Source organism: Campylobacter sp. RM16187 (assembly GCF_025319965.1).
Classification (GTDB): Bacteria; Campylobacterota; Campylobacteria; order Campylobacterales; family Campylobacteraceae; genus Campylobacter_A.
The window spans coordinates 220,028-241,555 of record NZ_CP012549.1 but is presented as its reverse complement, the minus strand read 5'-3'; the positions used below and the strand labels follow the sequence as shown (position 1 = coordinate 241,555).

At 36.4% G+C, this 21,528-nt stretch carries 22 protein-coding genes; 3 read left to right on the top strand and 19 right to left on the bottom strand.

Annotated elements, in window-relative coordinates; translation table 11 throughout:
• Nucleotides 1-2 precede the first annotated feature (2 nt).
• From CDOMF_RS01410 to lpxB, 13 genes are all read right to left on the bottom strand, one after another.
• The gene (locus CDOMF_RS01410) at nt 3-1,064 is read right to left on the bottom strand and encodes an LptF/LptG family permease (protein ID WP_169973485.1); all 1,062 of its coding nucleotides are present in this window, start codon (nt 1,062-1,064) and stop codon (nt 3-5) included.
• The gene (gene pth / locus CDOMF_RS01405; RefSeq protein ID WP_260952124.1) at nt 1,061-1,615 is read right to left on the bottom strand and encodes an aminoacyl-tRNA hydrolase; all 555 of its coding nucleotides are present in this window, start codon (nt 1,613-1,615) and stop codon (nt 1,061-1,063) included. Before pth ends, CDOMF_RS01410 begins: the two co-directional genes overlap by 4 nt.
• 13 nt (nt 1,616-1,628) lie before the next feature.
• The gene (locus CDOMF_RS01400; RefSeq protein ID WP_260952123.1) at nt 1,629-2,165 is read right to left on the bottom strand and encodes a 50S ribosomal protein L25/general stress protein Ctc; all 537 of its coding nucleotides are present in this window, start codon (nt 2,163-2,165) and stop codon (nt 1,629-1,631) included.
• Nucleotides 2,166-2,256: 91 nt separating this feature from the next.
• Nucleotides 2,257-3,450, bottom strand: a complete 1,194-nt coding sequence (locus CDOMF_RS01395; protein WP_260952122.1) for a type IV pilus twitching motility protein PilT — start codon at nt 3,448-3,450, stop codon at nt 2,257-2,259.
• A gap of 15 nt (nt 3,451-3,465) precedes the next feature.
• Nucleotides 3,466-4,470, bottom strand: a complete 1,005-nt coding sequence (locus CDOMF_RS01390) for a transaldolase (protein WP_260952121.1) — start codon at nt 4,468-4,470, stop codon at nt 3,466-3,468.
• Between the two features lie 9 nt (nt 4,471-4,479).
• Nucleotides 4,480-5,103: a phosphoserine phosphatase SerB gene (gene serB, locus CDOMF_RS01385; RefSeq protein WP_260952120.1), complete on the bottom strand. Its 624-nt coding sequence runs from the start codon at nt 5,101-5,103 to the stop codon at nt 4,480-4,482.
• 11 nt (nt 5,104-5,114) lie between these two features.
• Entirely contained in the window at nt 5,115-5,612 is a 498-nt protein-coding gene (locus CDOMF_RS01380; protein ID WP_169973497.1) for a chemotaxis protein CheW, read from the bottom strand.
• A 3-nt stretch (nt 5,613-5,615) separates the two neighbouring features.
• Nucleotides 5,616-7,955, bottom strand: a complete 2,340-nt coding sequence (locus CDOMF_RS01375; protein WP_260952119.1) for a hybrid sensor histidine kinase/response regulator — start codon at nt 7,953-7,955, stop codon at nt 5,616-5,618.
• Between the two features lie 9 nt (nt 7,956-7,964).
• Nucleotides 7,965-8,912 (bottom strand): chemotaxis protein, encoded by a 948-nt coding sequence (locus CDOMF_RS01370; protein ID WP_170018853.1) that lies wholly within the window; start codon nt 8,910-8,912, stop codon nt 7,965-7,967.
• Nucleotides 8,905-9,633 (bottom strand): UDP-2,3-diacylglucosamine diphosphatase, encoded by a 729-nt coding sequence (locus CDOMF_RS01365; RefSeq protein ID WP_260952118.1) that lies wholly within the window; start codon nt 9,631-9,633, stop codon nt 8,905-8,907. The genes CDOMF_RS01370 and CDOMF_RS01365 overlap by 8 nt, the downstream gene beginning before the upstream one ends.
• 1 nt (nt 9,634) lies before the next feature.
• Nucleotides 9,635-10,636, bottom strand: coding sequence for an N-acetyl-gamma-glutamyl-phosphate reductase (gene argC / locus CDOMF_RS01360; protein ID WP_260952117.1), 1,002 nt, complete (start codon nt 10,634-10,636; stop codon nt 9,635-9,637).
• A 3-nt stretch (nt 10,637-10,639) separates the two neighbouring features.
• Nucleotides 10,640-11,128, bottom strand: a complete 489-nt coding sequence (greA, locus tag CDOMF_RS01355) for a transcription elongation factor GreA (RefSeq protein ID WP_169973506.1) — start codon at nt 11,126-11,128, stop codon at nt 10,640-10,642.
• Between the two features lies 1 nt (nt 11,129).
• A complete protein-coding gene (gene lpxB / locus CDOMF_RS01350) occupies nt 11,130-12,161 on the bottom strand; it encodes a lipid-A-disaccharide synthase (RefSeq protein WP_260952115.1) in 1,032 nt (343 codons plus the stop codon).
• A 131-nt stretch (nt 12,162-12,292) separates the two neighbouring features.
• Between lpxB and surE the strand changes: the two genes are divergently transcribed.
• Nucleotides 12,293-13,063, top strand: a complete 771-nt coding sequence (surE, locus tag CDOMF_RS01345; RefSeq protein WP_260952114.1) for a 5'/3'-nucleotidase SurE — start codon at nt 12,293-12,295, stop codon at nt 13,061-13,063.
• On the top strand, nt 13,060-13,710 hold the full coding sequence (locus CDOMF_RS01340) for a tRNA threonylcarbamoyladenosine dehydratase (RefSeq protein WP_260952113.1): 651 nt from the start codon (nt 13,060-13,062) through the stop codon (nt 13,708-13,710). Before surE ends, CDOMF_RS01340 begins: the two co-directional genes overlap by 4 nt.
• Here the strand turns inward: CDOMF_RS01340 and CDOMF_RS01335 are convergent.
• On the bottom strand, nt 13,707-14,144 hold the full coding sequence (locus tag CDOMF_RS01335; protein WP_260952112.1) for an isoleucyl-tRNA synthetase: 438 nt from the start codon (nt 14,142-14,144) through the stop codon (nt 13,707-13,709). The genes CDOMF_RS01340 and CDOMF_RS01335 overlap by 4 nt on opposite strands.
• A gap of 492 nt (nt 14,145-14,636) precedes the next feature.
• Between CDOMF_RS01335 and CDOMF_RS01330 the strand changes: the two genes are divergently transcribed.
• Nucleotides 14,637-16,859, top strand: coding sequence for an autotransporter outer membrane beta-barrel domain-containing protein (locus CDOMF_RS01330; protein WP_260952111.1), 2,223 nt, complete (start codon nt 14,637-14,639; stop codon nt 16,857-16,859).
• Nucleotides 16,860-16,906: 47 nt separating this feature from the next.
• On the opposite strand, the gene gdhA is transcribed toward CDOMF_RS01330, so the two are convergent.
• The 5 genes from gdhA to CDOMF_RS01305 form a co-directional block, all read right to left on the bottom strand.
• Nucleotides 16,907-18,265, bottom strand: coding sequence for an NADP-specific glutamate dehydrogenase (gene gdhA, locus CDOMF_RS01325; protein ID WP_260952110.1), 1,359 nt, complete (start codon nt 18,263-18,265; stop codon nt 16,907-16,909).
• 220 nt (nt 18,266-18,485) lie between these two features.
• Nucleotides 18,486-18,908 (bottom strand): Sua5/YciO/YrdC/YwlC family protein, encoded by a 423-nt coding sequence (locus tag CDOMF_RS01320; protein ID WP_260952109.1) that lies wholly within the window; start codon nt 18,906-18,908, stop codon nt 18,486-18,488.
• Entirely contained in the window at nt 18,905-19,807 is a 903-nt protein-coding gene (locus tag CDOMF_RS01315; protein ID WP_260952108.1) for a DMT family transporter, read from the bottom strand. Before CDOMF_RS01315 ends, CDOMF_RS01320 begins: the two co-directional genes overlap by 4 nt.
• A gap of 84 nt (nt 19,808-19,891) precedes the next feature.
• Nucleotides 19,892-20,710, bottom strand: coding sequence for a DNA-methyltransferase (locus tag CDOMF_RS01310; RefSeq protein ID WP_260952107.1), 819 nt, complete (start codon nt 20,708-20,710; stop codon nt 19,892-19,894).
• Nucleotides 20,703-21,524: a type II restriction endonuclease gene (locus CDOMF_RS01305; protein WP_260952106.1), complete on the bottom strand. Its 822-nt coding sequence runs from the start codon at nt 21,522-21,524 to the stop codon at nt 20,703-20,705. Before CDOMF_RS01305 ends, CDOMF_RS01310 begins: the two co-directional genes overlap by 8 nt.
• Nucleotides 21,525-21,528: the final 4 nt, after the last annotated feature.

The following is a 21,528-nucleotide window of genomic DNA, read 5'->3' as shown; positions in this document are numbered from 1 at the left end:
TCTTAACGGTTACGAAAATAAAGATATAGGGCAAAGCCTGATAGACAAAATAGCGGCAAGATAACTCCAATTTCTGGCAAAACTACAGAGTTATGGGCAAATTTCATCAGCACAAAAAGAGTTCCCCAGCTACAAAGCGTAATTATAATAAATATAAAACTTGTAAGTGCTAAATTAAAAAAACGTCCTGTAACGGGCAAAAAATAATATATAATAAGCACCATAACGGGAGCAAAAAACGGCGAAAATAGTAGGCTATAAAGGGTTGTTTTAGCAGAATTTAGCCCAACCCCCTCTTTCTCAAAAGCAGTAATAAAATCAAATGCGTCCGGAATCGATAGCGATGAATTTGATTGATATGCGCTCTCTATCGTCTTTGGCTTAAAACCCTCAAGCGCGATAAGATTTTCATAGTGTTTGATATCAAGGCCGTCTTTACCAAGTTCTATAACCTTAGGCATGGTTGTGACATTCGCATCTTTTAAAGTCCATTTATTCTCATCAAATTTCGCTTCGCTACCAAAAGTAGCGCTTAATAACTTACCGTCCGCTATATCAAAAATTCTTACGTCGCGCATGTTTGCACTCACAGGATTTAGTTCGTCTATATATACAAATTTGCCTCCGAATTTTAAAAAAATATCAGAGCTAATGCCTGAAATTTGTGCTGTTTTAATCAAATTTCTTTGAAATTCATAAGAGTATGCAAACGGAGTAAAATTAAGCCCTATATAGACCAAAGTTATAAAAATAGAGATAAAAAAAGGCGGTTTAATAAGAGCGTTTTTACTTACTCCAAGAGCGTAAAAACTAACAAGCTCATTACTTCTAATCATGTTAAATTTGGTAACAATCAAGGCAAAAATTAAAGAAAGTGGCAATACATAACCAATCGCGGTAAGCGAAGTAAGCGTAAAATATAGCAACTTTAGGTTTGCGCTTGAGGGCATATCTTTTAAATTTGTCAAAATATCAATGCCGGTATAAAACAAAACTAATGAAAAAAATATAATCAAAAATGATTTAAAATAGCTCCAGCCGATATATTTTGCATACAAATTCACGTGCATATACCTTTTTTGCTAGAATATTTTTGCGAAATAGTATTAATATCGCTTTTAATAAGCTCTATTACAGCCTCTTTTGTATAATTTAGAACTTTATTAAGACACTCACTCTCATCTTGGCTAAAATTACCCAAAACATGCCCGGTCACACTTGAATTTTGAGCTCTTCCTATACCCACTCTAACTCGTTCATAATCGCTTTCTATTAAGGAATCGATGGATTTTATACCGTTATGGCCGCCACTGCTGCCACCTATCTTAAACTTAACAACTCCAAGTTTTAGATCTAAATCATCATGAATTACAATTATGCGTTCAGGCTTGTAAAAGTCTTTTACCGCTTTTACGCTATTTCCGGATAAGTTCATAAAAGTTTGAGGTTTTAAGAGAAGCAAATTTGAAAATTTAAAAAGTTCGCCTTGAAATTTTGAAGAGGTTACATCTGTAAATTTTTCATTTTTAAGTAGGTCTATAAGCATAAACCCGATATTGTGTCTTGTTTTTTCATATTGTGAGCCGGGATTTCCCAGCCCAACTATAAGGATCAAAGCCTTGCCTTAATTATTTGGCTTTGACAACTCCAACTACGGCAACATGGCCTGCATCAACCATTGTAACACCTGCTGGAACTGAAATATCTCTTACCAAGATAGTATCTTCGACATCAAGTTTGCTTACGTCAATATTAAATGCGTTTGGTAAATTCTCAGCTGTGCATTTTACTGCAAGTCTCTTTTTAGATTGAACCAAAACACCTTTATTTTTAAGACCGATTGGAGTTCCAAAAGGCTTAACAGGGATCATATATTTTGAGATAACTCCAGGAAGAGCCACTTTTAGATCAACATGCTTAAGCGCATTTGTGATAGGATCTTTTTGATACTCAACTATAACGACTTTTAAGGTCTTGTCGCCAACTTTTACATCAAACGCAAGGTTCTCTTTTTTGCGAGCCTCTTTGATAAATTCATTTACCTTAAATGCCGCTTCGATATTCTCTAATCCCTTGCCGTAAATGTTCGCGATTAGATAACCATCTCTTCTCAAAGCTTTAGCAGCTTTTTTGCCGATACTCTCTCTAACGATACCTTCTAACATCGTATTCCTTTCATGAAAAATAAGTGCTGATAATACCAAAATATTTATAAATTTATACTTTAAATAGTTGCTAATAGTAAAAGTATATAGTTTATATCTCTTTAAGAGCTATTATGCCCTCTTCTTTGCTATCATTATCTCTATTTTCCGCCAATCTCGCCTTCTCTTTAGCAAGATCTGCGTTTTTAATTCTTAGCTCAAGATCATTTCTTCTACTTGATTTCTCTAAAGCCTCCTGCTTATCTATTATGCCTTCTTTATAAAGCTCAAGAAGATGTTGCTCGAAAGTCTGCATACCATAAGTATTCTTACTCTGCTCTATAGCATCGTAAATTTCATCCTCTCTGCCATCTAATATCATATCTTTAATTCTGGTGTTTTTTACAAGCACTTCAACTGCTACACGCCTTTTGTCATCCATCGTCCTAACAAATCTTTGACATATAATGGCTTCTACAACCGAAGAAAATGTCATCTTGATACGATTTTGTTCCTCTTTTGGAAACATATTTATAACACGACCAACAGTCTCTTTCGCATCAAGAGTATGCAAGGTAGCCAAAACAAGGTGTCCTGTTTCAGCAGCAGCCATAGCTGTTCTAATGGTCTCCAAGTCTCTCATCTCTCCAACAAGTATTACATCGGGGTCTTCACGAAGAGCTGCACGCAAGGCATCTGAAAAGTTATGCACATCTTGACCTATACCCCTTTGATTTATAATACTCTTTTCTTCCGAAAAGATAAATTCGATAGGATCTTCAATGGTAACAATATGTCTATTTTTATTTTTATTAATATAGTTAATCATACTAGCTAGAGTGGTTGTCTTGCCGCTTCCGGTAGGACCTGTCACAAGTATAAATCCGCGGTTTACAGTATTACAAAGCTTTTCAAGAACAGGTGGCAAAAATAGATCTTGCATATTTGGGATTTTGGTTGGTATTGTTCTAAACACCATAGAAACACCATCTATTTGAAAAAAGGCATTAGCACGAAAACGATAATCTTCATTTAATTTATACGTAAAATCTACACTTTTTTTAGCAACTAGATTATCAAAATTTGTTCTTAGAATCTCTTTAGTAAGAGCTAGCGTGTCATCATAGCTCAACACTTCATCGCTCATCTTGTAAATTTCACCGTTATATCTAGCTCTCACGGCTCCATTTGCTTTAATATGTAGGTCGCTTCCACCTTTTGAAACAAGCTCTGTAAGATAAGCATCAAGCTTATCTCTTTGCAAGCGCCCAGGATCTAAAATTTCTTCATTTTGTAAACTTTCCATATTAAGTTCCAAATTTTATTCTTGCTTTAACGCCTTCATTATATCGTCATAAGCCTGCAAAAACTGTTTAAGACCATCGCTTAAAAGCTCTTTATATACCCTATTCATATCTATGCCGGCCCTAGAGACAACCTCAAAAAACTTCTCTATACTATCCTCGCTAACCGCCTCTTTAGGCTCGCTCTTTTGCTCTATAAAAGCCTTAATGGTATCAAGCGGAGCTGTATTTATAGAGTTTTCATACATCAGCTCTCTTATATAATAATCTTTTCTTAAATCATCCCCTTTTACTCCTGTGCTTGCAAAAAGCGCTCTAACATTATCTAACTTTCTATTTTGTATGATTATATAAATTTTAGTAGCATTCATTATGCCTATCTGCCCAGTAGGAAGAGATTTTTCTCGCATCACTCCATCAAGAAGCCTATCAAATCTGCTTACAAATATACTTATTACGCCCTTTGGTGTTTTTGTATTCGGGAATTTTTTCTGATACTCTTTAGCACCACTTTCAAAAGCATCAAGACATTTAATAGCCTGCTCTGGAGAAAATATCAAAGTAGCATTTACGGGAATTCCTCTAGCCATCAAAGCGCTCATAGCATCAAACCCTGCATTGGTAGCCGGAATTTTGATCATAACATTTGGCATCATAACCGTATTAAATAGCCTAATACCCTCTTCTATAGTGCCTTGCGTATCGTTGCATAAGTTTGGATCTACTTCGATACTAACGAATCCATCATCGTCATTGGCATAGTTTTGAATAAGCCTATCTGCAGCAATTTTAATATCCTGCACGGCTAAAATTTCATAAATTTGCTTCTCATGTCTTCTTTCGTTCTCTTTAATCGTAATCTTGTAAGCAGGAGAGGTCAAAAAGGCTGATTTAAATATAGCGGGATTTGAAGTTGCTCCATTTATAGTATTGGAATTTATAAGTTTTACAAATTCATTATCTAAAAAATCTCGCTCTATAAAATCACACCAAAGTGAAAATTTAACATCATTATTAAACATATTCTCTCCCTATACTAGTTTTATAATCTCTCTTAGATCTTTTGTATCCACGCAATGAGTGGCTTTGGCTCTTAAAATCTCTTTTGCACAAAAGGCTATTTTTATATTCGAGTGCTCAAACATCGATAGATCGTTAGCTCCATCTCCCACGCTCATAGTTTCTTCCTTGCTAATACCAAGCAGGCTTTGCAGGCTTTGCATCATAATTCCTTTGGAAAAGCCAAACATCATCTCGCCACCAACAAGCCCGGTAAGCCTACAGTCTTTATGGTGTAAAATATTGGCAAAAGATGCGTCAAATTTAAGCTTCTTTTGCGCCCTATCCGTGCCGGAATGAAATCCGCCACTAAAAACTACAACCTTTATACCTTTACTTTTTAAATGATTTATAAGATCAAAAGCACCGTTCATAAGCGGTAAATTTTCACAAATTTCATCAACAATAGAAAGCTCAAGACCCTTTAAATAAGCAACTCTTTTAGTAAGACTCTCGAAAAAATCAAGCTCTCCAGCCATTGCCATCCTAGTTATCCTGCTTACCTCATCTCCTACTTTACAAGCCTGGGCCAAAAAATCTATAGTCTCTCCATCCATAAGCGTGGAGTCAAAATCAAATACACAAAGCTTTATCAATTTATAACCTTTTAAAAATCACGCTTTAAAAGAGCTTCGACTTTTAAAATCGTAAGTATATTTTGATCTCTTTTGCCTATGCCGTATATCATACCCTTGTCTTTAATCAAAGTCTCAGGCGGCGGATCTATCCTATTTCTTTTTATCCTAATGGCTTCCGTTAGCCTGTCTATGACAAAGCCTGCCACATTTTCCTCATCTTTCATTACTATGTACCTAGTGCTTGGGCCAGGCTTAACCGAGCCAAGAGCAAATTTCTTTCTTAAATCTATAAGAGGGATAACGCTTCCTCTTAGATTAAATACGCCTAGGACATAATCTGGAACGCTTGGCACACGAGTATACTCAATAGGCTTAATAATCTCTTTTATATTTAAAATAGGTATAGCATACTCCTCTTCGCCTACGATAAACCCGACAAGCTGGATTACTTCGTCTCTATCCTTCTCGCTTGGATCAGCCATCTGTTTTTTTTGTCTTTTTAGAACCTGATTTAATTTGTCATTCATGTTCTATCCTATCAATTTAATATTTTTTCTAACTACGTTTTCAAGGTATTCTGACGAATACGGCTTGGTTATGTATTCAGTCATTCCCACCTCAACACCTCTTAGTCTATCAGTCTTTGAAGTCCTGGAAGTAACAGCAATTAGAGGTAAATTTCTATATTTTGAATACTTACGAATTTCTGCTGCCAATGTATATCCATCCATTCTAGGCATCTCAATATCTATTAAAATTGCATCAAGTGCATGCTCGCCTGATTTCACGATAGTAAGAGCCTCTACTCCATTAGTAGCTTCCAGAACAGTTACTCCAAGCGGTTCAAGGGATTTTTGCATGATAGTTCTATCCATTTTAGAGTCATCTACAATCAAGACCTTATAATCGCTTGGCTTTTCTTTAACCGCCTTTGATGATTCCATACTGGCTTTTATATCCACTTTGATATCTTTTGCCATCTCCATCATAGTTCCCACATCTACTATTAGAGTTACTCTTCCGTCGCCTCTTATCGTGGCGCCTGCTATTCCAGGGATATTTTGTAAATATTCTCCCATGGATTTTATAACAACCTCTTCTTGTCCTACAAGACTATCTACTATAATTCCAAGTTTTGTTTCGGCTACGCCTATTATGACAACATAAGTCTGATCTCCGTTGTCAAATACCTGCTTGACACCGAAAATATCTGAAAGTTTTACAAGAGACAAAACCTCGTCTCTAAGTCTAAGCACATTTTTTCCATCTATTGTATATATATCATCTACAGGCACTCGCACAGTCTCAAGAACACTTGCAAGCGGAATAGCGTAAAATTCTTCCTGAACTCCTACTAAAAGAGATTGCATAATAGCTAGAGTAAGAGGGATCTTAAGCTTCATTACTGTGCCTTTTCCAAGCTCACTCTCTATATCTATAATTCCGTTTAATTTTTCTATATTTGTCTTAACGACATCCATTCCCACGCCACGTCCGCTTACGTTAGTAACTTTTGCCGCCGTTGAAAATCCGGGCTTAAATATAAGTCCGAAAGCCTCTTTGTTACTCATTGTATCTGCTTCTCGCTCGGTAATAATTCCTTTTTCTACGGAGCGAGCTTTTAGCATATCGGCATCAAGACCTTTACCGTCATCAGCTATCTCTATTACGATATGATTTCCTTCATTATAGGCTTTTAGCTCGATGGTTCCTTTTTCGCTTTTGCCTGCAGCAATTCTGGTTGCTGCATTTTCTATGCCGTGATCGCAAGAATTTCTAATCATATGAACAAGAGGATCGCCGATCTGTTCTACTATAGATTTATCAAGCTCTGTTTCTTCTCCTGTTATTTCAAGATCTATCTGCTTATTAAGCTCTCTACTTAAATCTCTAATCATTCTAGGAAATTTATTAAATACCTTAGCTACTGGAAGCATTCTGGTTTTCATAACTGCAAGCTGGATATCTGTAGTAACCAAGCTTAAACCGGATACTACTTGATTTAGCTCTTCAAGGAATTTTTCACCCTCGTATCTCTCTTCGACATCGTCATAAATTTTTATAAGCCTATTCTTGCCAAGGACTAGCTCGCCTATAAGATTCATAAGATGATCAAGTCTTTTTACCTCTACGCGGATTGTCTGCTCGGCATCAGATCCGCTAGATGCTGCCGGAACCTTCTTATCCTTGTCGGCTTCATTTGCCTTAGGGGCGGGTGCTGGTTTAGGCGCTGCTGGCTCAGGAGCTGGCTTATTGGCAGGAGCAGATGCTGCTGATGCTGCCTTTTGACTACGTCTAGCCTGATCCTCAGCCTTTCTTACCTTTAACAATCTCTCTATTTCGGCCTCAACCTCATCATCTGTTAAATTTGATAAATTTTCATCGCTTATTTCAGGTTCAGGTTCAACCTCTGGCTCTGGCTCCGGTTTTATCTCAGGAACCTTTTGTGTAGGCTTTTGTTCAGCCGCAGGAGCCGCTTCTCCTTCTGAAATAGCTGTAAGTCTTGCACAAATATCAGAAATTTCTATACCCACATCAGTATCGTTACCATTGTCCCTTATGCCGTGCAAAAGCCCTTTCATCATATCTATAGACTCTAAAACTACGTCCATGATATCTGGAGTTATTTTTAACTCATCTTTTCTAGCTTTATTTAAAACGTCTTCCATATGATGAGTAAGCTTAGTCAAGATATCAAAATTTAAAAACGATGATGAGCCCTTAACAGTATGCGCTACACGGAAAATTCTATTTAAAAGCTCCAAATCCTCAGGATTTGACTCAAGCTCGATAAGGTCATGGTCAATCTGCTCAACAAGTTCGAAGGCCTCTACTAAAAAGTCTTCAAGTATCTCTTTCATATCATCCATCTTATACCCCTATTTAGCAGATTTATGTACTTCGATGACACGAAGCACCTCATTATAAAGCAAAGTGGCATCAAATTTAGTTAGGTATGCTGCACCGCCGGCCTCTTTACTTTGAGCCTCACTATACATATTATTTAATGAAGAGTTGAATATTATCGGAATACTAGAGTATCTACTATCATCTTTTAAAGTAGCTGCAAAGCGGTATCCGTCCATCTGAGGCATCTCAATATCGCTTAAAATTACTCTTAAATAATCATGCAACTTATCCCCATACATATCGTATAGATCTTGCATCTTAGCAAGTCCTTCCACTCCGTCTTTTGCCTCAACCACCTTTAAACCCATCTTTTCAAGAGTATCTTTTACAAGTTTTCTTGCGGTAGAGCTATCGTCAAGCACTAAAGCCAGTCCGGTTAAAGCTTTGGTCTTATCTATCTCAACCTCTATCTTAGGGCTATAAATTCCAAGCTCTTCAACTATGCTTTCAAGATCAAGTATCAGTAATACTTCATCGTTTTCTATACGAGTAACGCCTGTGATTTTACCTTTATCCAGAGCGCCTGAATTTGCGGAAAAACTCGTAGCCTCTATATCAGACCAGCTTATACGTCTGATTCTTTTAGCCTCATGAACTATAAAACCTATTAAAATTTCACTAAATTCTGATATTATCACTCGAGGCTTTATAGCTACTCCGGTAGGCTCTTTTATCTGCATCCATTTGGCCAAATTTATAACAGGTATAACAACTCCGCGCAGATCAAAAATTCCCTCTATATATTCAGGAACACCGGGTAATTCGGTCAAATTAGGCATCTTAATGATTTCACGCACTTTAGCGACATTTACTCCGTATATACCCTCATATACTTTGTCTCCCGTCTGCTTAAAGATACGAAAATCAACAAGCTCCATTTCGTTTGAACCGGTTTTTAAAACTTTATCATCAAACATTTTGGCCCCTTGTATTGGCAAACTTAATATTTTTGTCATATTCTACTACAAAATAACTTTGATCGTGTGCAAAACAAGGAATATTTATATACTCGCTATTTTCAAATTTTATAATCTCTCCTTGATGAAAGTGGCCTTCAATTACGAATTTAGCGTCAAAATTTACTAAGTGTCTAGCTATAATCTCTCTAAAATTTAAAATTTTATAGCTTAAATTTTTATCTCTAAGTTTTAAAAAAATCGCCTTTGAAATTTTAAAATTTAAAATTTTATCAATGAAATTAATAGATTTTAAAAATAGCTTTAGTCTCAAAAATCTCAAAGCATATTTATCAATAAAAGGCAAAAATATATCTCCGTGCGCTATCTGAACACTCTCTTGATTTTGAGTTAAGAAATTTACAGGCTGTTTTTCAATAGGATATACATTGATATTTTTTAAAATTTTACCAAGATTAAAGTCGTGATTTCCCTCAAAATAATGAATTTCCATCCCTTCTCCAAGCTCGTTAAGAAGCTTTATATATTCACTCGCAAACTCAAGAGAATAGTCGCAAAAATCGGAGAAAAAATCAAACATATCGCCCATTATAAAAAGTTGCGAAGTCTTTATCTCGCCCTCTTTTAGTGATTTTAAAAATTTTAAAAAATGGCGGCGATTTTCATTTTCGTGAGCATCGGCAATAAAAATCGCTCCGTTTTTTATGATAGTTTGACTCATTTTAAGGCATTACGGTTAAAGTTGGTAAAGCCAAGCTCTCTTCAAATCCACTCATCAAATTCGCATTAGCCAAGGCTTGTGAGCTAGCCCCTCTTAAAAGATTATCGATGGCTGAATTTATAAAAATTTTATCTTCGCTTACATAGGCTGTGATATCGCAAAAGTGCGTTCCTGCAACGTCTTTGATATTAGCAGGCTTATTAATGATACGAATAAATTTCTCATTTTTATAAAATTTACGCAAAATTTCCAAAGGCTCTATCTGACTATTTAGCTTAGCATAGACGCTTACTAGCATTCCACGGGTTATAGGAAGCAAATGAGGTACAAATAGAGTTGGGATTTGAGTGCTAGCAAGAAGCGAAATTTGCTCTTTTATCTCATCGCTATGGCGGTGTTTTATAGGATTATAAGCGTTTGCGTTTTCATTCACGCTTACAAAATGAGTTGTTGTGCTTGCTTTTTTGCCGGCACCGCTGACACCGCTTTTTGCATCGATTATAACGCCAAAATCTCTATCGATATGTGGCAAAAACGCAGCTATAGCTAAAATAGAAGCGGTAGGATAGCAACCCGGATTTGCTATTAAATTTGCAGATCTTATCTTGTCCCTATTTAGCTCTACCAGTCCATAAACGGCATTTTCTAAATTTTTTGGATCCAGATGCTCGCAGTAATTTTTCTCATAAAGGGCTTGGCTTAGCCTATAATCAGCAGAAAAATCCACAACTTTTACACCTAAGCTTAAAAGCTCTTTGGCATACTTCATCGCCTCTTGATGAGGAAGGGCCAAAAATACAAGTTCACACTTTTTAGCAGCTTCTTTAGCGTCCGCTACTTTTACGTCAAACTCGAAAATACTATTTAAAGACGGAAAAATCTCTTCTACTCTACTCTCGGCACTTGCAGCTAGGTAGTTAATCTTAAATTTAGGATGATTTAAAAGTAGTTTTATTAGCTCAAATCCGGTATATCCGCTAACCCCTATTATTCCTACGTTCATTGTCTAGTCTCCAAATTTAATAGGCCTATAATCTACCGAAACTATCTCCACGTCGCTTCTACCGTTTGGTAAATTTAAAGTCACTTCATCGCCCTCGAATTTACCTATTAGCTGCTTGGCAAGAGGCGAATTTATCGATATTAGACCGCGTTCTAAATTACTTTCAGGAGTGCCGACTAGGGTATATGTTCTTTCCATCTCGGTTTCAACGTCCATAATTACAACCGTAGAGCCGAATTTAACCTTTTCGTGCTCATATTCGGTCGGATCGATAACTTTTGCACGGCTTACTATATCGCTAAGCTCGGCTATTCTACTCTCGATAAAGGCCTGCTTCTCACGTGCCGCATGATACTCGGCATTCTCCTTAAGATCGCCGTGACTCCTTGCTATATCGATCTCCTCGACTATCTTAGGACGCTCTACGCTCTTTAAATTTTTAAGTTCATTAGTTATCTTTTCATACCCAAAAACCGTCATCAATTCAGTCATTTTAATCCTTTTTTATTATATTGGCTACATTTTCAGCAGAGCCGTACTTCAAATAATTGCGCAGCTTTACACAACCTTCTATAAATTTATTTTTATCACAACTTTCATATGCTTTTAATAAATTTTCAGCCGTTACCTCATCTTGCAAGAGCTCAATATGAAGATTGCCTTCTCCCATAAAATCAAGCATTATATTAGCAAGCCCTACAAATTTCAGCTTCACAAGTATCCTGGCTATAAACATATCAATAGCCTTAGCCTTATAGGCTAAAACAAACGGAGTCGCAATCAGTGCCGCCTGAAGAGTGGCGGTTCCCGAGCAGATAAACGCAAATTCACTTTGCAAAAGGGCTCTTGGAGCGTTATTTACAACCTCAAATTCACTTATATCTCCGTAAATTTCCAGCTCATTCATCAAATGAGAAGGAACTACCAGCTGCTTTACTCCATCTATCTTTTTTGCAACTTCTCTAAAAATCGGCATCAGACGAGCTATCTCGGCCTTTCTAGAGCCCGGCATAAAAGCAAATTTTTTACTGTCTATAAGAGTATTTTTACGCACTCTAAGCTCATCAAGCAATGGATGTCCGACATAAATGCAGCGATTATAAAATTTGGCATCAAACGGCAAAATCGAAGCCAAGTTATCGCAATACTTTTCAATTTTTGCTACTCTTTTTGGCTTCCAAGCCCAAACCTGCGGCAATATATAATAAGTAACAGGAGCCTTAACTCCTGCCTCTTTTATCGCTTTTGCAAGAGGAAGATTAAATGCAGGAGAATCTATTAGCAAGATATGATCGGCCTCTTTTGCTAGCTTTACCATCTCTTTTATAGCACGTTTGGCTTTAAAATAAAGTGGCAATACCTCTATAAATCCCATTGCGGAAAATTCAGAACTCCTCATATAAGGCTTACCGAATTTCTCGTCAAAAATCCCTAAAATTTCATATTTAGGCAAAAATTCTAAAACCTCACCCAAATGCAAATTTGCAGAAGGCTCAAGGCATGAAACTAATAGTTTTTTACTCATTTTTATCCAAATTTTTTAGCTTCATTATAGCCGATTTAGGCTGAAAGTTAGGATTATTAAAAGATACAAGCCTTAAAACCAAATTTGTAAAAAAGGATATAATTAGCTCAATAAAATTTCAAAGGAAAATTTTGAGAGAGATTCTTATCACAAATGACGACGGATTTGAGGCAAAAGGGCTTCACGAACTAGCCAGAGCTTTAAGGGAGATACCAAACACAAATGTAACTATAGTGGCTCCAAGCTCTGAAAAATCAGCTTGCGCACACTCTTTGACACTTACAAAACCGCTTAGATTTATAAAAATAGATGATAATTTTTTCAAGCTTGACGACGCTACTCCAAGCGATTGCGTATACTTAGCGCTTCATGCCTTATATCACAAAAAGCCTGACCTGGTAATATCTGGCATAAATCACGGTGCAAATTTGGGCGAGGATATAACCTATTCCGGAACATGCGGAGCAGCTATGGAGGGGGTTTTGCAAGGGATTAAGAGTATAGCCTTTTCGCAATTTTACAAAAACGACAGCATCGATATGCTTGGCTTTTCTTTGGCGCGAGAAATAGTTAAATTTATCGTTCCTCGCGTGCTTGACAGGCGAATTTGCTTGCCTGAAAGGCAGTTTTTAAACGTAAATATCCCTGCTGTTACGCAAAAAGATTTTAAAGGCTATCAAGTTGTGCCGGTAGGCAGGCGAAGCTATGCTACTCACGCTACGCTTAACCGCAATCCAAGAGGGATAGAGTATTATTGGCTAGGAGTCGCTGCGCTTGATTATGAACAAGGCGAACCAAGCGATATAAGCGTTGTAAACGAAGGCTATGCAAGCCTAACACCTATAATGCTTGATATGACGGCTCACTCAAGCCTAGAAATTTTAAAAAAGAGCATAAAATGAGCGAGATAATAGATAGATTTACTCGCATAAGATGGCTTTTGGGCGATGAAAAATTCGCAAAACTTCAAAAGGCTAAAATTTTAGTTTGCGGAGTGGGCGGAGTGGGCGGTATCTGCGTAGATGCGCTCGCTCGCTCAGGTGCCCGGCACATCACCATCATAGACAAAGACACATTTGACATAACGAACCAAAATCGCCAAATTTACAGCGAAGCGACAGGAGTGGTGAAAGTAGGTGAATTTGCTAAAATTTATCCTAATATCACGCCTATTTGCGAGCTTATAACGCCTAAATTTATAGAAAATTTTGACTTTAGCGAATTTGATGTCGTAGTAGATGCCATAGACGATATGGCGGCAAAAATCTCTCTTGCTAATGCTGCGTCCAAAAAAATAATAGCCTCTATGGGCGGAGCAAAACGCATAGACGCCTCACAAGTAAAAGTAGCCTCTGTATGGCAAACCTACAATGACCCTCTTGCTAGAAAATATAGAAGCGAGCTTAAAAGATCAGGATTTCAAGGCGACTTTGAAGTGGTATTTTCTACAGAATTACCTCAGTGTAAAGAGCTTGGAAGCTTTATGGGAGTGACGGCTGTATTTGGACTAAATTTAGCAAGTCTTACAGTAAAGAAAATTTTAGCCTAAAATCTTTTGATCTCTACAACCTTGCCGGTATCACTTCTAAGAAAGTAAATTTGTTTGCGCCCGGTGTATATAACATTTCCTTTGATTGTTATATTTGAATCGGGCGAAGGCTTAATGGTGGTTAATTCACCTTTAAAAATAAATTCACCGATCTTTCTGCCTAACTCATCTTGCCACGACAGAGCACAGACTAATAAAATAATGGCGTAAAAAATTCGTATAAATTTTCTAAAAGGTGTATAGAAAATAAGATATCCGAATACAAAAGAGATCGGTAAAATCCAAAGCCAAGGCACACTATCTACAAAAATTATATTAAAATATTCAGATACTTTATAATAGTCAAAATAGCTTGTTTTAAGCCCGACAAAAAGAGTAAAAATAACTGCTAAAACGAATAAAATTCCTATAAAAAAAGCGTTTATAAACTTCATATCGGCTCCTTTATTGATAATTATATTAAATCTAGGCTTTGAATACAAAATTTTAAATATGTAACAAAAAGAAACTCAATTTAATCAAAAACTTAACCTTAAATCTATTTAATTTTTAAAAAATTAATTTTAAACTATAATAGACCGCAAATAAATTTTTAAAATTTATAATTTACTATCAAGGAGTATATATGAAAGATTGCATTCAAGCAAATTCTTTTAGGCAGACAAGTAAAAGATATATATATATATATATCAGCGGCAGTAGCCTTATGGCTTCCAACAACGACAATAGCTAGCGACCTCACTCCCCCTATCCTTAAAAGTAACAAAATCGCAGACTATTTCAATGAAGATACGGGAACGTACTATCCATATAGAATAGGAACAAAAAATCCTCTAGTTATCAATGACAAAACAGACGCCAAAATAGACGGTTTCATATTCGGCGCATATAAAGAAAGCGAAGATGTAGGCGGTGTAAAAATAGACGTGGACGGCTATAACAACACAAACCCTATAAACATCATAGGCTCCGGATCCAATAGCGGTTTGGCAAGCAATAATACAATAAACATCAAAAACAAAACTAATATTTCTAAAGGATACGTTGTAGGCGGAGTATCATACGACAAAGACTCTACTAAAAATACGGTTACGGTAGAAAACTCGGTAATAGATAGCGCAGAAGGCGGAGCTAGTATCAAAGGAAAATCTGAATACAATAAACTAACCATCAAAAATTCTACGGTAGGAAGAGAGTCTGCCGGCAAAGACGAAGATACGGGATATACATCAGGGGGTTCTTCTGAAGCTTTTTCTGCTCACAATACTTTGATAGTAGAGAACTCAAATATGTACGGCGAAGTAAATGGCGGAGATGGGGATGAAAGAGCGAATTTCAACACCGTAATCGTTAGAAAGTCAAAAGTTTATAACAAAAATATTGAAGGCGGGGATTCGTGGAAAGGTAAAGAGGCTAAAGGGAACAAAGCGGAGGTGCTTGACTCTAGCGTAAGAAATATATATGGAGGAAAGTCTGACAACGGTTTGGTAGAGGAAAATACCGTAAATGTGGTAAATTCTAAAGGAAACAATATATTTGGCGGCTACTCCGATAAAAATTCGGCTAGTAAAAACGTAGTAAGCGTAAAAGACTCAAAATTTAATTCCATATACGGAGGCGCAAGCGGAAGTGGCAAAAATATAAACAATATAGTAAATTTATATGGGGATATAGAGGTTGCTAACTCTATACAAGGCGGACTTACGCATATAGACCAACACAACAAGATTAAAGCCGAATATACGACACTTGGCAATACTTTAAATATCCACTCTAAAAACGTAAAAACAGGATTTTTAAGCAACTTTGAAAAATATAATTTCTACCTTCCAAGCGATACGAAAAACGGCGATACGATAGTAACCATAACGGGAAAATACGATACTAATCTTATAGATACAAAAATAGGAGTAACCATAGAAGGCGACTCTCCTGTACTAAAAGCTAACGATAAAGTAAATCTGATAAAAAGTGAAGGTGAAGGTAAAATAATCACCGATGAAAAGATAAAAGTAGAGGCTATTAAGGGTGTAACTACAATTTATGATTTTAGCGTTAAAAAAGAGGGAGATAAAACTCTGGTAGCTACTTTAAATTCACTTCCTGCGCCTAAACCCGAGCCAAAGCCTGAACCGCAACCACAACCTGAACAGCCTAAACCTGAGCCTAAACCAGAACCAAAGCCTCAGGGTAAGATAAATCAACAAGCCTACTCTTTACTAAGCGGTTCAGTAGCGTCTATGACTCTAAACAATAGACTAAATGATGGTATAAACGGAGCTATGATAGATATAAAACGAAGATTAGATAGCAAGTTGGTGGCGCATGCTGCAAATATACAAACCGACTCTATAAAACCTACATATTACGATGCGGATCTTGGACTAATTAGTTTTGCTAATATAAGTGGATTTAGTTCAAACTACGACAATGGAAATGTAGATGCCGATGGGTTTAACGCTATTGCAGGGCTTGCTAAGAGTTATGACAACTCTCTTTTAGGAGCGTTCCTAGAATACGGATATGCTAAATTTGACGGCGACATCAACGCAGCCAAATCAGACGGCAACACAAAGGCTATAGGTGTTGGAGCGCTAGTAAAATACAACTTAGACAACAATATATACATAGACGGACATTTAAGAATAGGTAAAAACAAAACCGACTACGACTCTGTGTTTAAAACATTAGGTAAAGTTAACTACAAGACAAGTGCAATGTATTATGGCGTTGGAGTAGGCATAGGATATCTTGCAAATATAGGAGCGATAGATTTTGACTCTAAGCTAGGATATAGTTTTACACACGTAAAAGACGATGAAGTAGAGATAAACAAAGAAAAAATTAAATTTAATAGCATAAATTCAAATAGAGTAAAATTTGATACTGTTATATCCTATAACAAATTTGAAAAATTTGCTCCTTACATAAATGCTAAACTTGAGTATGAATTTGACGGAGATTCAAAACTACAAACCGTCCAACAACCAAACGGCATTAACCTTAGCCAAAAAGGATTTAGCGGCGGTGCCGGTTTAGGTGTTAAATTTACTCCTAGCAAAGCAAGCGTAATCAATATAGAGGCAAATCAAATCGTAGGCAAGCGCGATGAAACAAGTGCAAAACTAGGATTTGCGATCAGATTTTAGATGATAAATTTCAAGGGAAATAATTCCCTTGAAATTTTATTTATATATCACACATAGCCCTGATCTATCATCGCGTCAGCCACTTTTCTAAAGCCCGCTATGTTTGAGCCAAGCACAAGGTTGCCCTCATCGCCAAACTCCTTGCTCGTCTCGTAAGAGAGTTCAAAAATATGATTCATAATACTATGAAGCATCCTATCTACTTTCTCGAAACTCCAAGATGTCATACCGGCATTTTGCATCATCTCTATTCCGCTAGTGCCGACTCCTCCGGCATTTGCAGCTTTTGCAGGAGCGAAATAAAAATCTTTTTGAGCTAGCATAAAATTTATCGCATCAAGAGTGCTTGGCATATTTGCACCTTCGGTAACAAAGCGACAACCGTTTGCATAAAGCACTTTTATATCGGCTAAATGAATCTCGTTTTGAGTGGCGCAAGGAAAAGCTCCGTCACAAGGCACATCCCAGACTCCATTTCTGCCCTCTTTATATTCGCTCACGCTTACATATTTTGCATTTGGTCTAAATTTCACATATTCGCTAAGTCTTTCACGCCTAACCTCTTTTATCTCCTTTAGTAAAGATACATCTATACCTTCGCTATCATATACGTAACCACTTGAATCAGAAGCCGTAATAGGCAATGCCCCCACCTGATAAAGCTTTTCTATAGTATATATGGCGACATTTCCGCTTCCGCTTACAGAGCATCTTTTGCCCTCAAGATCAAGCCCGGCTTTTTGCAGCATATTTTGAGTGAAATACACTACCCCATATCCTGTAGCTTCCGTTCTAGCAAGGCTTCCGCCCCAATTTAAGCCTTTGCCTGTTAAAATCCCATCAAATCTACCAGTTAGTTTTTTATACTGTCCAAACATATACCCAATCTCTCTAGCACCCACACCTATATCTCCTGCGGGCACATCTACGGTATTGCCTATATGACGGTATAGTTCGTTTATAAAAGCTTGGCAAAAACGCATTATCTCATTATCGCTTTTACCCTTTGGATCAAAACTGCTTCCGCCTTTTGCGCCACCCATTCTAACGCCTGTAAGAGAGTTTTTAAAAATTTGCTCAAATCCTAAAAATTTCAACACACCAAGATCAACACTAGGATGAAATCTAAGCCCACCCTTATATGGACCAACAGCTGAGTTAAACTGGATACGATAACCGTTATAGACCTGAGGCTTTCCGTTGTTATCGGTATATGTTACCCTAAAAATAACCGTTCTTTCAGGGATTACTATGCGCTCTAATATGGCATGTTTTTGGTACTTGCTCTCTTTTTTTATCAAAGGCTCTAGGCTATAAAGCACTTCAGTAGCGGCTTGGACGAATACTGCCTGACCTGGGTTTGTCCTCTTTATCCACTCCAAAGTCTGGTTGATATACTCACTCATTTTGGATCCTTTTTGGTAGATTTTTATGGTGAAATATTAACACTCTAGTAAAAAATTTTTGTTTAAAGTTATTTTTATATTTTTATTTTAGGCATTTGATGTTACATATTGAAACTAAATTTATCCTGGTTTAATATTAATGTATATTCTATAAATGTTTTAAATGTAAAATTTAAAAGATAAAGATTGAAATTTCAAGAAAATATTATAATAAAAAGACTTATCTAAGCTTTTTTATTCTTTTATTTGAAATTTTATATATCCTTGAGCTTGCGCTCTCTTTAAACTCGATATCCACTATATTATCCGCTACACTTTTTGCCCAAATTTCATCAAATTTCTCTCCGCTTAAATTTGCACTAGTTGAGTAAAGCCAGCCGTGAATATCAAGAAATTTAGCATGCTCGCACTCTTTAACAACTCGCACGGCCTTTAAATTTGGATATAAAAATGTAGTTTTTCTTGCTCGGCGAACTAAATTTTTAAATTTATCTGGAACTCGCACGAGTGTTTTTAGCTCGCTAAATTTTGATGTAGTGATAAGGCAAGGCTTATCTTCGTCTCGCCCTTTAATTCGGTTTAGTTCACGATAATCTTTGCTTAAAAATCCAGCTGTAGTATCGGTTTGGGCAAGATATATCATCTCGCCTTCTCCTTTTTAGAAAGTATTAAAATACAAGATATTATAAATACAAACCCGATAAAATCTAATAAAACAAACTCGGTCTTAAGCCAAAAATATCCAAAAATAGCGGCACTAACAGGCTCTATGCAAGCTATCATGCTAGCCTTGCTTGCACCTATTGTCTTAACACCTACCATATAAAAACTAAAGGCAAAAATAGTGCCTAAGGTGATGACAGACAAAAAAGCTAAAAAGCCATCAGTATCGCTTACGCCATCTAAGCTCCAAGGTTTGGTTATGAGTGCCAAAGCAGCTCCAGCTATCACCATACCCCAACCCAGATTTAAAGCAACTGGATATTTTTTATTAAGTCTTGTCGGCACAAGGCTATATATGACAATGCCTGTTGCGCTTATTAGCGCATAAACTAAAGCTTTTCCTCCGATAGCAAGAGTATTAAAATCTCCATGAGTTGCTAATAAAAAGACACCTAAAATAGCAAGTATTAAAGCAATTAGTTCATTTTGCTTTGGAAATCTTCTATCCATTAAACATACAACGGCTAATATCATTGCGGGCGCAGAGTATTGTATGACCGTTGCAACTGCGGCATTTGATAGCTCTATGGCACAAAAATATGTATATTGCGTCATCAAAAGACCGAAAAAGGCATATATCATAAGCTCTAAAAGCAGCTTAGTATCTCTTATAGGCTTAAAAGCCAGCTTTGGATTTGAGATCATAAAATATACTACCAAAACTGTTCCAGCCAAAAACAGCCTATAAGGAACAAGCCAATCTGGACTTATATTTTTTTGTTCGAATAGATATTGTCCGCAAACCCCACTAAAACCCCATAAAATACCGCCAAAAAGTGTAGAGAGTGTGCCTAAGAATTCGCTTATATTTTTTTGCATAGATCAACCTTGAGATTAAAAAATAAGTATATAAATTTAATCTTAATCATAAATAAAATATTACTTTATTTTAAATACTATTTCTTAAAAATCTAAGCTATATTGTTCAAGTAGTCGAATGTCTGAAAATTTAAGTTTAAAATTGATAAAATTTGCATCTAACTCCTGTCTTCTTTTTTGAGAAATTTTTATAAACTCATCCTCTTTTTCTATGCCTACAAATTTTCGTCCTAATAAATTTGCAGCTATTCCCGTCGTGCTTGAACCGCTAAAAGGATCGCAGATAACGCTATTTTCACTGCTTGCCATCAAAATTATACGCACTAAAAGAGCAAGCGGCTTTTGCGTCGGATGCTTGCCGCAGCTTTTCTCCCAAGGAGCAATAGCAGGAAAGCTCCAAACATCTTTCATCTGTTTATCGCCGTTTAGTTTTTTCATAAGTTCGTAGTTGAATATATGTTTATGCTTTTCACTCTTTCTTGCCCAGATAATCTGCTCTGTGCTGTGAGTGAGGTATCTGCAGCTAAAATTTGGAGGCGGATTTGTCTTTTGCCATGTTATGATATTTAAAATTTTATAATCCAGCTTTTGCAAAGCGCGCCCGATAGAAAAGATATTATGATAGGTTCCGCTTATCATTACACTTCCGTTGTCGGTTAGGGCATTTTTGGCTAGGCTAAGCCAAGAGAGGTTAAATTTATCTATCTCATCTATGCCATAGCTCTTATCCCACTCGCCTTTATTGACGCTTACTATGCGTCCGCTTTGGATACTTAAGCCGTTATTTGATAAAAAATATGGTGGATCGGCAAAGATTAGATCAAATTCTTTTGTAAATTTCGGCAAAATTTCAAAGCAATCGCCTTGAAGAAGAGTGAAGTTGCTTTCTACTTTATCAGCCATGTTTTAGCTCACTAGTAAAAAGATGAAGCGTAGATAGGTTGTAAATCTTCACACTTTTATAAGCTTCTTCAAGCTTATTTTTAGCACTTAACCAGCCTTGTCCATCTGTTATCCAAACGAATTTAAATCTATCATAAAGTGAAATTTTGTGCGAAATTTCTATATAGGATCTGGCTACTTCATTTAGTTTTGAACCGCCCGTATTATAAAAATTTGTCTCTATCAAATATGTTAGCTCACCGGCTTTGACAACAAAATCAAATCTCTTTTGATCGCTTCCTAAATCTAAGCCAAGGCTTAGGTTGCTAACTTCAGTTTGAAAACAAATATTTTCACTATTAAAATATTCTGAAATAATTCGCGCAAAATTGCTTCCACCGCGATTTTTACGAGCATTTGTATCAAGCCCCACTTCTACTCCAAATACATAATCATGTAAATTTTTAATTTTCCCACTTATAAAAACTTTATCAAGTCCTGTTTCACAAAAAAATTCATAGATTTTTTCTGGGTCGTTAAAATATGTCTTAATCTTAGTTAAAACCCTGTTATTATCAATTACATCTGTATTTTTATCACGAACCGCAATAAGCAAATTTAAGACATCAAAGCACTCTTTATCATACTTAAAAAGTCTGTTAATATTTGTTTTCAAATCATTTTTGCCTAGCAAAAAGTTAAGAGTGTGAAGCTTTATCGAAACGATTTGCAAATTTTCATCACACTTTTCAAAATCAGTAAAATAGCTTAAATTTGCGTTAGTTTTCCTAAGTAGCCCTAAAAAATCATCAAAATTCGTGAAATTTTGCCCCATTTTT